Here is a 13624-nt window from a genome sequence, read left to right on the forward strand (position 1 = left end):
TCAGCGGGGTCGGCCCTTGTCGTCGTCGTCGATCGTGATGGTCGTCGACGCGACGGAGCCGAGGTCGGCGCCGGACTGGACGGCGAGGTCCACGGCGAACCACTCGGCGTCCTCGCGGACGCCGTCGCCCAGGATCGACAGGTCCACGGTGGCCACGGTCTCGCCGGGCGCGAACGTGATCGTGTGCGTGACCGCCACGAAGTCCTCACCGGCCAACGCCGATCCCGCCCGGGTGGTGATCGTGACCGTGACCGGGACCGTCGTCGGCTCGGACAGCACCAGCGACAGGGCCAGGCTCGTCGTCGCGTCGCCCTCCGTGACGGCCAGGTGCGCAGTCGCCATCGACACGGTCGGGACGACGGGGTCGGGTTCGGACGGTTCCGAGTCGGACGGTTCGGGGTCGGGTTCGTCGTCCGGCGGATCGTCACCCGTCACTGGTGCGGGCCCCGTCGCTGCCGCGACGGTCGGGGAGTTCGACGCCACCATGCCATCGGTGCGGACGCGGACCCGGTCGACCTCCAGGATGCCGGCGAGGGACAGCAGCCCGAGCTGGCCGTCCGCGACGGGACTGTTGAAGCCCCAGCTGCCCCCGAAGGCCCCGTTGACCTGGACGCTGACCGAGGCGCCCTTGACGGTCACGACGACCGTCAACCACGTGGCGTCCGGCAGCGACAGGCCCACGCTCGAGGCGACCACGGTCGATCGCCCCGGTGCGACGTGGCCGATCTCCACGCGCTGGGCGGCCAGGTCGACGATCACGTACTTGTAGTCGTCGACGGCGTAGGCGTCGAAGAACAGGCCACCGATGCCGCCGGCCGACAGCCGGATCCGGGCGGTCACCTCCAGGAACGCGTTGGCCTCGACCCGGCCGCCGGGGTCGACCACGGCCAGGGCCGGTGCCGGGCCGGACTGGGCCAGCACGCCGTCGGTGACGGTCCAGTCGCCGTCCAGCGGCGGGGTCGCGACCAACCCGAAGCCGTCCTCGAACTCCTCGGTGACGTCGACGTTCACGTCGGGGGGCAGCACCTGCAGCGACAGGTTGTCGAAGCGCCCCCGGGCGTTGTCGGACCCGACGCCGATGAGCCCCTTGTTCAGGCCGACCGCCTCTCCGTCGACGATGCGCGGGTCGAACGTGTACGTGAACAACTCCTTGCCGGCGACGTCGACCCACACGGTCGTGCCGTTGACGTACACGACCACGTCGTACCACCTGTCGGGCTTGACTCCCCCCTGCACGGAAGCCTGGCGCACCACGTGCCAGCCGCTCGCGTCGCGATACCCCATGACCAGCTTGTTGGTCGAGTCGTCGATGCCGGCGAACTTGAAGTCGGTCGGGCCGAAGTAGTCGAAGATGACGTAGGCGTTGGCCTTCCACCCGCCCGTGGCCTTCTCCATGAGGATCTGGGCGTGGACCTCGTAGAAGACCGGCAGGTACGCGTCGGCGTACCAGACCGAGGCGGCGTCGGCGCCCATGGATCCTGCTGCCACCGACAGGGTCGCACCGCTGACGGTGAAGTCTCCACTGTCGACGAAGAACGCATCGGTTGATCCGTCGTTGAAGGTGGCGGTGCGCAGCACGTCCCGCTTGCCGCCCGGGATGTTTCCGGCCTGGGGATCGGCCGGGGCACCGGTCTGGTCCTGCCACAGGCCCTTGTCCTTCTGGGTGACCAGGCCGACCTCTCCGTAGGGCTCGCCGTTGCGATCGGCGAAGTCGATGTTGGTGTCGGCGGCCCGCGTCGGGTCGGCACCCTGGGCGGACGAGAGCGCGTAGAGGAACTCGAACAGGGCTGGCGGCACCTGGCGGCTGACGGTGGCGATGCCGAACGGTGCGAACGGCACGATGTAGGAGTTGAACTCCCCGACCCAGTCGATCAGGCGGTCGCCACCGGTGTTGCCGATCAGGATGTCGCGGCCGGCACCACCGACGGCACGATCCTCGTAGGTCGGGTGGGTGTCGGGTCCGTCGTTGAGCCACGAGCTGCCGGTGGCGGTGCAGGTCCCGTTGGGCAACGACTCGAGGCACCCGGCTTCGAGGTTGTCGTCGGCCTGCAGCAGGTCGTTGCCCCACCCACCCCACAACGTGTCGTTGCCGGTGCCGCCCACGATCCAGTCGTTGCCCAGGTCGCCGAACAGGACGTCATCGCCGTCGGTGTTCGCGTCACCGAAGCCCTCACAGGCGCCGTTGGGCGCGAACGCCACGCAGCCGTTGACCACCGGCCCCTCGTCGTGGGTGTTGTTGAGGAAGAAGTGGTGCGGGAAGTCCTCGATCGGGCTGCTGGACGTGCAGACCTTCCCGGACGGCGTGTAGCCGGTGCAGCCCCACACCTCGCCGGCGTCGTCGAACAGGATCGTGCGGCGCGGGTCGTACTCGTCGTAGAGGTCGAACTCGCCGGCACGACGGGTGCGGTCGTAGTGCCAGCCGTCCGGGTCGTCGGGGTTGTAGCGCAGGATGTCGCCGGGGTTGACCGGGTGCCCGAAGTCGATCCGGACCAGGCCGTCGCGCTCCGCGACGCACTCCGGGTCGACCCCGGCGCCACACGAGGTCACGTAGTTGGGGGCCCAGCCCGCCACCAGCGCCTCCGCACCGGTGATGGCGTCGTCACCGGAGCCACCGTGCAGGGCGTCGTCCCCGAGCCCACCGAAGATGATGTCGTCGTAGCCACCCTCGGGCCGGAACAACGGGTCGATGTCCATCGGGTCGACGTTGAACGGGGTCAGGTTGACCGTGCGCTTCAACGCCCCCGTCACGTGGATCGTGGTCTCCTGCACGTGTCCGGGCGTGTAGATCACCTCGTCGAGGACGTTGCCCTCGATGGTGCGGGTGTTGGGGTCGGACGGCAGCAGCGCGAGGACGCCGTACAGCGGCTCGCTGTAGCAGGTGGCGCCGTCGGCCACGCACGCGTTGCCGTAGGGCGTCGAGCCGTTCGGGTCGAGGTCCCACCCGGTCGAGGCGTTGCGGCTGGTCGAGATGCGGCCGTCGTCACCCAGCACCGCATCGTCGCCGGTGCCGCCGGAGATCCAGTCGTCGCCGTAGCCACCGACCAGGTCGTCGTGCTGTCCGTCGCCGAACAGCACGTCGTTGCCGACCATCCCGTAGGCGACGTCGTCGCCGGCCTCGCCGTGGATCTCGTCGGCGAACCCGCGGTCGGTGGCGGCCGACGTGGCGTCGAACGCCGGCCCGCCGAACGTGTAGTCGAGCAGCTCGACCGCCCGCGGGATGATCCGCAGGCCACCGGCGTAGGTGTCGTAGGCGTAGGTGAGGTAGGCCCCGGAGTCGATGCCGTGGGTGCCGACCAGGCGCAGGATGCGGGCGTTGTCGCCCGCGATCACGTCGGCGTCGCGGGCGTGGCCGGTGGGGACCGTCACGATGGAGCCGTCGGGGCCGATCGTGGCGTCACCGGGGTCGTTGCGGGCGATGTCCACGCCGGCGCCGCCGAACACCAGGTCGGCCCCGGTCGGGCGACAGGTCGCGCCGGAGCACGTCGCCAGCGAACGCCAGTCGAACCCGGCGGCGGTCAGCGTGATGCCCCACGCGGTGAACGGCGACGCGCCGATGGCGACGTCGGTGAGCTCGACGGTCGCGCCTGAGCTGTCGACGACCAGGGTGAGGTCGATCCTGGCGTCGCCACCGGCGTCGATCGGGCGACCGGCCACCACGATGGTCGCGCCGTCGTCGGACACGTGGACGACCAGCCAGGGGTCCTCGGACGCGATCTCGGGCGAGGTGATGGTGACGTGCTGGCCGACCAGGCCGTCCAGGTACAGGTCGGAGCTGTCACCGACGATGTCGTCCTGGCCGAGCCCGCCGAAGATCGTGTCGTTGCCGCCGTTGCCCTCCACGTAGTCGTCGCCGTCGTCGTCACGCTCCAGGGACGGGTTCACGTGCAGGGTCTCGTCGACGGTCTCGTCGTCGCTGCGCCACGCGCCGATGCGCGTGCCGTCCGGGCCGTCGGGCAGCAGCACGGGACGCGGGCCGTCGGCGGTCGTGCCGTACGTGCTCTCCTCGAAGACGAACCAGTGCGCGGTGCCGTCCGCGTCGACGTAGGAGTCGACCTGGCCGTCGCCCTGGATCACGTCGTCGCCGAGTTGGCCCCACAGCTCGTCGGAGCCGGCGCCACCGGCCAGGTAGTCGTCGCCCCAGGTGCGCAGGTCCGGGTCGTCGGGGATCAGGGCGCTGGCGTCGTCGTGGTCGAGCAGGACGATCCGGAACTGGGTGATGCCGGTCGGGTCGTCCAGCATGGCCGGGTCGTAGAGGTTGCCCGGGTCGACCGCGACCTGCGCGTGGCCGTCGGTGCCCTCGGGGATCGAGGTTCCGTAGACCTGGGTGCCGTCCACGGCGCGGTGACGCGGGTCGAGCGTGTCCGGACGCACGCAGCACTCGGCGTTGTCGCCGGCGATGGCATCGGTGCCGGTCCCGCCGTCGATCACGTCGTCACCGTCGAGGGCCCCGGCGACGTTGCTGCCACCGATCAGGAGGTCGTCGCCCTCCTCGCCGTAGATGATGTCGTCGCCCTGCTGGCCCATCACGATGTCGTTGCCGGCGCCGGCGTAGACGAGGTCGTTGCCCGACCCGGTGTTGGTGGTCGTGTTGGTGGCGACGAACTCCAGCGGGCCACCCAGGTCGACGCACACCCCGTTGGGGTTGTCGGGGTCGTAGGGCGTGTCATGGGCACAGCGCACGCGGCCCTGGTCGCCGAAGATGATGTCGTCACCGCCGTAGCCGTAGATCACGTCGTCGCCACCGCCACCGAACAGGATGTCGTTCTCGTCGCTGCCGTAGACGGTGTCGTCCCCGCCGTCGTCGTCGCCGAAGCCGATCGTCTCGATGATGCAGATGATGAACTCGTGCACGGAGAACGACGTCTCGTGCAGGTCGGTCACCGACGGATCCGACGCGATCCGCACGTTGTCCCCGAACGCCAGGTTCTTGCCCTGCCCCGCCGTGATCGTGTCGTTGCCCGCCCCGGTGATGATGATGTCGTTGGCGTTGCCGGTGGTGACCACGTCGTCGCCACCCAGGCTGGTCCATGCCTCGTAGGACGCGATCTCGTCGATGTCATGGGTCGTGTCACCCGGCTCACGCTCGGTCACCAGGTAGTCGACGTAGCCGTAGTCGCCGATCACGATGTTGTTGCCGTCACTCAGCGCGGCCGTCTCACCGAAGTTGGCGACGACCGTGTCACCGTCACCACCACCGAACACCATGTCCCGGCCCACCCCGGTGGTGATCGTGTCGGCGCCGCCGAACTCGCCACCGTCGGCGACGTAGCCCTCCACCAGTTGCAGGATGGCGACCGGATAGTCGTCCGGGTCGTAGTCGGGTGGCAGGGGCGATGGGATCGGCCGGTTGAACTCGCCGACCTCGATGCCCATGATCCGGCCGTGGTCGCCGAACACGATGTTCTCGCCCGTGTCGGCGAAGATGACGTCGGGCCCGATCCCACCGAACACGAAGTCGTTGCGCGTGCCGGTCGTGATCGTGTCGGCGCCGCCGAAGCCCTCGTCGCGGGACGCCACCCAGTCGAGGCTGATCGGGCTCGGGTCGTGGGCCACGTAGTCCAGGAGCCCGTAGTCACCGAACACCACGTTGTTGCCGTCCGGCGCGACCAGCACACCGAGCGCGTCGTACTCACCGTCGTTGGCCACGATCACGTCACCGGCGGCACCGCCGAACACGATGTCGCGGTCGGTCCCCGTGGTGATGGTGTCCGCTCCCCCGGCCTCGACACCTGCCGGCCCGGTGGCCGGGTTGATCGTCTCGACCAGGGCGAACGTCGGCACCTGGAACGCGTCCACGGGCGTGCGGGTGTCGATCGGTCGGTTGCGTCCCGCGTCCTCGATGCCCGTGATCCGCCCGTGGTCGCCGAACACCACCGACGCACCGTTGCCGGTGGCGATGACGTCGCCCTGCGCACCACCCGCCACGATGTCGTCGTCGTCACCCGTCGTGATCACGTCGAGGCCACCGAGTGCGAAGTCGATGCTCTCGACCAGGTGCAGCGTCGTGACGTCTGCCTCACCCGGGATGTAGGAGAGGTGGCCGTGGTCGCCGAACACGACGTTGGCATCCTCGTCGCCGGTGATCTCGTCGTCGCCGTTGCCACCGAAGATCCGGTCACGTCCCACGTTGCCGTGGACGACGTCGTCGCCGCCGTCCTCCGGCTCCGCCGTCGCGATGTCCCGGATCCAGCCGGTGGTCTGGATGCGCTGCAGTCGCGGGTTCGTGTCGGGCAGGTACCGGACGTTCTCGTCGGTGTCCTGGACCACGATGCCGTGGTCGCCGAAGATGACGTCGGCGAACTCGTCGTACGGGGCCAGCGTCCCGACGAGCACGGCCGTCGGTCCTTCACCGAAGAGCACGTCGTCGCCGGCGGCCAACAACGTGTCGGCCACGTCGGCATCCGAGGAGTTCGCCGTCGGCACGGTCAGCAGGCGGGTCAGCGGATCGACGTTGAAGCCGCTGTCGCCGTAGACCAGGTCGACACCGCGACCGCCCTCGATCATGTCGTTGCCGGAGCCACCAGCCAGGTGGTCGCCGGTCTGGGAGCCCAGGATCAGGTCGTCCCCGTCGCCGCCGTAGGCGATGATCCCGACCGTCGGGCCGGCGCCCGGGGCGACGCCTGCGAACAGGGCGGAGGCATCGATGATGTCGTTGCCGGGCCGCGCATACGGGTTGGCCAGCCCGAAGATCCACGTGGCGTCCTCGTGGACGACCGGCGCGCCGTCCAGGTGGGTCAGGTTCGGGAAGGCATCGTGGGGCTTGGGTCCGAAGTCGGCGCCCGACACGGCACTGGCCGGATCGCCCGAGTACCACACGCCGTCCTGGCTGGTGTCGCCATAGAGGACCAGGAGGCTGTCGGGGCCGGCACCACCGGTGACGGTGAACTCGTCGCCACCCACCCGCGCGCCGCCGGTGCGCGGATCGAGGACGCGGACGCCGTTGAAGAGCGTCCCGAGGACGACGGGCTGGTCGAGGACCAGGACCGTGCCGCCCTGCGCGAGCCCGACGACGGTGAACGTGGCGATCACCGTGAAGGTCCCGTCGGCGGCGACGGTGCCCAACTCGACGACGTCGCCCACGCCGACGTCGGCATCGGCCCACGCCACGCGGTCGTCGCGCAGGACCAGGTTGCCGGTTGCGGTGAAGCTGCCGACGACCTGGCGCAGGGCATTGCCGCCCCCGTGGACGATGGTGATGCCGCCGTGATACGCAGGCTGGCCATCGACGGTCTCGGGTGCCGGGTTGAGCGTGGACTCGATCAGCAGCGTGTCGTTGCCCTGGCCGAGGAACAGCTGCAGGACCTCGATCGTGGTCTGGCTGGCGTCGGTCAGGTAGTTGCCGTCGGCGTCGATCGCGATCCGCCCGAAGCTGATGCCGCCCGGGAAGACGGCCGGTTCGCCGAAGGCGGTCGGCCCGTCGAACACCAGGTCGCCGGCCATCCCGAAGCCGGTCAGGCCGGTGGCGGTCAGGACGCCGGTGCCGTCGGCGTTGCTGCTGTCGTCGTAGACGTGGAGGACGTCGATCTGCTCGGCCTCGGCGGGCTGCACCGGGATCCCCAGCAGCGGACCGTCGGCCTCGCCCGGCAGCTTGACGGCCGGTGTCAGCGAGCGGTCCACGCCCGTCGTGCCACCCTCGACCGCGAGGGGTCCGGCGAGCCCGGCCAAGAGGTGCTCGCGCACGCCGAAGATCTTGATGTTGTCGCGGCCCGGTGGCGGGTCGTAGAACGGGTCGGCCTCGAGCGTCACCGTGACGGGGATCCACCAGTTCGTCGCATCGAACGTCACGGTCATGGCGATGCGCTGGATCTGGATGGCGCCTGCGGCGAAGGCAGCGGTGCCGGCGCCACTGACCGGGACCAGGCGCAGGATCGAGTCGATGCCGTCGGCAGTGGGGCGCTCGACCAGCAGGATCTTGAAGTCCCCGGTGACCCCACCCTGGGTGAGGCGGACCAGCTGGCCCTCGACGAAGCCGTGGCTGAGCCAGTCGACCTCGACCAGGGCGCCGCCGATCTCGATCCAGGTGCCCTGGATGCGCAGGAGCGACTTCGAGGCAGGGTTGCCCGGGTGGCTGTCCACCGGCGCGAGCACCGCCACCGTGCCGGTGTAGAAGCCGGTCGGGTCGGCGCGCATGATGCTGACGGCGGCCGCACCGGGTGCGAAGGCGGCGCCGGCGACGGTGATGGTCGACGCCGTCACCGCCAGGATCCGCCGGGCCTGCAGTGCGGTGGTGGCGTTGGGTCCACCGACGACCTGGATCCACGCGCCGACCACGAACCCCTCGGCCACGAAGCTGCCCAGTTGGCTGCCGGCACCCCGGGTGATCGTGACACCGGTGAACACCGCGGTGCCGCGGAAGCCCTCGGTGGCGCGGTAGTCGCCGACCGGGGACAGGGTGACGCCCGGACCGGCGACCACGTCGGTCTGGCCATCCGTGAGGATCTCGATCGTCACGGGCGCCGTCGGCGCGCTCGTGAGTCGGATGGTGTAGTCGTCGCGGTCGACGTCGTTGACGGCCTGGCCCGGCTCGCGCGTGACCACGACCGTGTCCCGGCCCGACAGGTCGACCACGACGCCCGGCGTGTCGTCGTCGAGGACCGTGATGCCGATGCGCTTGCTGTCCCCCACCGCGAGGTAGCCGGCATCCGGGGTCGCGCCGTCGTCACCGGCGATCGCGGCGATCGTGTGCGTCACGGCGGTCGTGCGACGGTCCTCCCGGACGAAGTCCTGGGAGGCCGCCACCCGGACGAACACGGGCAGGTACCAGTCGGTCGCGTCGAACTGGATGGTCGGCGCGACCCGGACCAACGTGATGACGACGGCCGCGGCATCGGCGACGGCGACCCGCGACGACAGCGTCAGCGTGGTCGCGGTGACGGCCGTCACGCGGACGACCAGGCCGTCGTTGGTTCCGCCCACGATGCGGACCCAGGTGCCGGGCGTGAAGCCGGCCGCCTGGAAGTCGACGCCTGCGCCGGCGTGGACGCGGTAGGCAGCGCCGCTCGCGCCCGTGAACGAGATCGGGCCGGTCACGGCACCGGCGCCGGCGGTGCCGACCACGCGCCATGCGAACCGCGGGTCGGCGCTGGTGAGCACGACCTCCTCGTCGGACAGGGCCAACTCGACGGTGACCGTGCCGCCCGTGGGCGCCGTGGCAAGTTCCACGATCCACGTGTCGACGATGCCCGTCGTGGCGTCGCCCTCCAGCACCCGGGTGGTCCCGTCCTCGACGGTCGGGTCGTCGTGCTCCACCTCGGTGATGATGACTTCCGCGAGGTCGTTGTCACGGACCACGACCTCGACGTTGCGCACGGCGACATGGTCGAACTCCGGGTCGGCGGAGATGACCGAATGGCTGACGGTCACCACGCGTTCGCCCTCGGCCAACAGGTCGTCGAAGGCGAACACCGAGATCGTGAACTCGGGGCCGGACGCGTCCGGCGTGGTCCAGTCCGCCGGGTCGAACACCAGCACGACGGCCCGGTCCCGGACCAGGACGACCTGGCCGTTGATCGAGATCGTGTGGGAGAAGTCGTCCAGCGTGATCAGTCCGCTGCCGGCCGCGACCAGGATCGACTCGCCGCACTGGGCGCCCGCCACCTGCTGCCCGGCCACGTCCACGCAGGGCTGCAGGTCGGCTTCCTGCTGGGCGGACCGTGCCGCCGAGACCGTCACGTAGACCGTGGCCGTGGGCTTCTTCGCCAACCGCACCGTGTACGTGTCGACCGACCCGGGCCCGTACCCGGCCGGCGACCCACCCTCACGGACCGACGTGAAGCCGTCCGACTCCGTGATGATGACGAGCCCGGTGCCCTGGCCGGCGAGGTTGACCTCCACGCCCGGGGCCACCTCGGTGTCCCAGTCCGGGTCGGACGACTCGACCGCGTGGTCCACGACGCCCGAACCCCCCTCCAACTCCCGCGTGACGATGTCCTCGACGACGTCCCCACCCACCGAGATCGTGTCACTGCCCAGGCCACCGATCACCCGGGTGGCGACGCCGAAGGGCGTCGACAGGACGAAGATCTCGTCGTCACCCTCGAGGCCGTCGACTTCCACGACCTCGACGTTGGCGTAGCGGACGTTGATGCCGGCCCCGAAGATGCCCTCGGCCGTGACCACGATGTCGTCGGGGAACTCGGTGCCCAGGATGACCACCTTGTCGAAGCCCGACCCGCCATCGATCGACACCGGGGCGTTCACGTTGTAGGCGACCTCGTCCTGGCCTCCGCCGGTGCGGATGAAGGTGTCCTCGGCGGTGGAGAACCCGCCGCCGCCGACGATCGGGTAGGCGATGCCGTCGGCGTCGACCCGGATGCGCTCACGGTCCCCGGCCGGCGTGGCGATCGTCTCGGTCAGGGCGAGGGCGAAGGCCCGGACCACGAACACGTCGTTGCCGTCGTCGCCCTCAAGGCGCAGCTCGGCCTGGTTGGAGTACACCTTGAAGGTGTCGTCACCCGTGCCACCGTGGGCGACCAGCGCGACCGAGATCCCCGGTGACAGGTACCCGCGGGTCGTCGCGACGAGGGCGGGGAACACGTCCCACGGAGCCAGGCCGCCCTCGGCCTCGTCGCGATCGAACCCGAAGACCTGGCCGATCTGGAAGGTGTCGGCCCCACTGCCACCCTCGAGGCTGGTGATGGCCGAGTTGTCGTCGACCGCGAAGTAGTCGTTGCCCTGTCCACCCAGCACGCGCACCCGGCCGTTGATGGACGTGTCGTAGTTGATGCGCTGGACCTCCTGGGGGCGAACCGACGGATCGCCGTCCGGATCACTGGCCCGGGTCTCGTCGAGCGTGCCGTGCAACAGGGCCACGAAGGCCGGGCGGTCCGCCGCCTCCCGATCGGTGCCCAGGTACTGCTCCGGGCCGGGGATCCAGGCCGCCTTGCGCAACAGGAAGATGTCGTCGGTGGGCCGCAGGTTGCCGAACTCGTCCTTGCCCTCGTCTGCGGTGTCGATGCCGTGGACGACCAGTTCGTCCACCCCGTCGTGGGGCTCCCCGGAGTCCAGCACGTTGACCACGTAGTCACGCAGGGCCCCACGCGACCCGGTCGTGTAGACGGTGTAGGTGTCGCTGCCCGCCTGGCCGTCGAGGTTGAGCGTGTGCAGCGCACCGACGTCCATGGTCTGGAGCATGTACACGACCAGGAAGTCCTCGCCATCCTCGGCCTGCAACTCCACGAAGGCCGACCCGAACACCTCCGTGTACGACCCCAGCCACGTCTGGTCCAGCAGGATCGTGTCCACGTCGGCGTTGCCGAACACCCGCGCGATGCCGAACACGTCCTCGTCGACCAGTGGCGTCGACAGGTCGTCGTCGACGAGGCCGGCCGTGATCTCGCCCCGCAGCAGCATGTCGGTGCCGTTGCCGACCTCGGCGGGACCCGTGTGGTAGGTGCCTTCGGCGTCCTGCTGGTCGCCGCGGACCACGATGTTCGTGCCGGCCAGGATGAAACTGTTGGACGTGTCGTCGGCGTTGAGGGCCGGCGTCCAGACGTCGTCGCCGACCACCAGCAGCACGCTGGACAGGAGAGCCGCGATGGTTCCGTCGAGCCTGGTCGTCAGCACGTTCTCGGCGAACCAGTACGACCCGCCGTCGTGGATCCACAGGTGCTCGTCGAGGTCATTGGTCTCACGGACCGTCAGGCTGATCGATCCGGTCGCGGCCTCGGCCAGGACCAGGTGCAGGATGCCCTCGATCTCGGTGAGCCAGATGGACCCGGTGGCACGCAGGGCGACGTCGTCGGGACCAGTTCCCCTGACCGTGGGCACCGTCGCCTCGAACCGCGCCGAGTCGATCTCGAGGTCGTTGCCGTCCTGGCCGATCGACCCGCCAGTCGCGTCCAGGTCGATCGAACGACCCCGGATGTCGACGTAGGAGGTGGCGTCGGCGGCCGACAGGATCGTCCCGGCCAGGCCGACCGGATCGGCGACCGCGTCGATGATCGAACCCGCGAGCGTCTGTGCAGCGACGTCCCCGTCGGTGTCGATGAGGTCGATGCGCAGGTCACCGCTCGTCTCGGTCAGGTAGATCCCCTGGTCGGACGTGCCCTCGGTGTCCAGCGCCAGCAGCACACCGCCGGCACCGGTTGCGTCCACGTCGATCTCGAGGAAGTTGGTGGCCTCGCCGATGCCGCCGGCCATCCCGGCGAGGCCAGCCTCCATCGTGATGTTGACGGCGGTCACGTCGGTGGGGGTCGGGTCGGTGCCCAGCACGCCGGTGCCGCTCTCGGCGTCCAGGATGCGTTCGTCGGCCAGCAGGTGCACGTCCGACCCGGTCGACGTGATGTCGCCGACGCGCAGGTCGCTCCCATCCCTACCGCCGAGTCGCTCCAGCACGGTGATGGCCCCGTTGGTGGTGATGTCGACCTTGCCGTCACCGTCGACGTCGGAGTCGACGTCGGTGTCGGCGACGATCGTGATGACCGAGTCGAAGCCACCCCCCGCGTTGCGGACGTGCTGGATCAAGATGTCCCGGCCACCCGTGATCGACGCGAACGTGACGTCGCTGTCGATGGTCGTGCGGTTGCCCCCGAAGGCACCCAGCTCGGTGTACGCGTCGCCAGTGTCGGGGCGGAAGTGACGGTCGAAGAAGCCGGAACCACTGCGGCCACAGGCCACCGACGTTGCCGGCGAGCAGTCGTCCTCGCGGGGGTTGCCCGGCGGCGTGCGGAACAGGGGCGAGGTCGGCTGGCTCGACCGTGCGGTGAGCAGCAGCACCTTGACCGGTGCCACCTCGACCGGGGTCAACTCCTGGGCGGTGTCCAGCAGGTGGACATCGGCGTCGTTGCCGGCGTGGAAGATGTCGACGGTGACGGCGAGCGGACCGGTGGTGACGGTCTCGCGCCGCACGACCCGCAGGTCCACGACCGCATCGGAGTCGGCATCGACCCGCAGCGTCGCGAGTCGCAACTGGGCATCGAGGTCGACGAACTGGACGAGCTCGACCGGGATGGGGCGCCGGGACGTGATCACGCCGGACGTCGACCGGACGTGGGTGCCGATGTTGCCCGTGTGGCCACCGAGCAGGTCGGAGTCGGCGGTCATCTCCAGGACGTTGGTGCGCAGCAGGAGGAACGGTCGCGACGGGGTGCTGCCCACGACGATGTTGCCGCGGTCGTTGTCGATGATGGTGGTGCCGATGGGGTTCTCGATGGTGACCCCGACCGGATCGTCGGCCGCGGTCCCGGCCAGCCGGCCTTCCATGATGATGTCGGACTCGGACGTCGCTGCGGTCTGCAGGTTGCGGATCTCCACCAGCGTCGGGCGGAAGCTGTGGACGATGTCGAACTCGAAGGTGACGCCCGACGTGGCGTTCTCGGCCAACGACACGTTGTCGGCCGGGGTGGCCACGCCACCGGGGATGCGGTCGCCGGCGACCGTGACGAGCGGGTTCTGCGCGCCGTTCACGACGTCGATCAGGTGGGTCACGAGGTCACGGTCCGACGCGTTCAGGATCCGGACGTGGTCCCACGTCTCCTGGTAGTCGAACAGGCCCGCGTTGCCCCAGATCTCCCCGTCGGGAGCCGAGTTGGCGCCGAAGTCACCGGTGTTGAAGCGGAACCGGGCGACGCTGCTCTGGTCGTACCGGATGTCGCCGACCACGATCTGGCGACCGGCACCGAAC

1 protein-coding gene (running past one end of the window) is annotated in these 13624 nt (G+C 69.9%); it reads right to left on the bottom strand.

All coding sequences use genetic code 11. From position 1 onward, the window contains the following. Positions 1 to 13624, bottom strand: the 3' portion of a protein-coding gene (locus KR546_RS04760; RefSeq protein WP_338019091.1) for a Calx-beta domain-containing protein. Its footprint extends 21311 nt past the window's final position; only the last 13624 of its 34935 coding nucleotides appear in the window; its start codon lies off the right edge, out of view — the gene reads right to left on this strand; it ends in the stop codon at positions 1 to 3.

Source organism: Salsipaludibacter albus (assembly GCF_019798055.1).
Classification (GTDB): domain Bacteria; phylum Actinomycetota; class Nitriliruptoria; order Nitriliruptorales; family Nitriliruptoraceae; genus Salsipaludibacter; species Salsipaludibacter albus.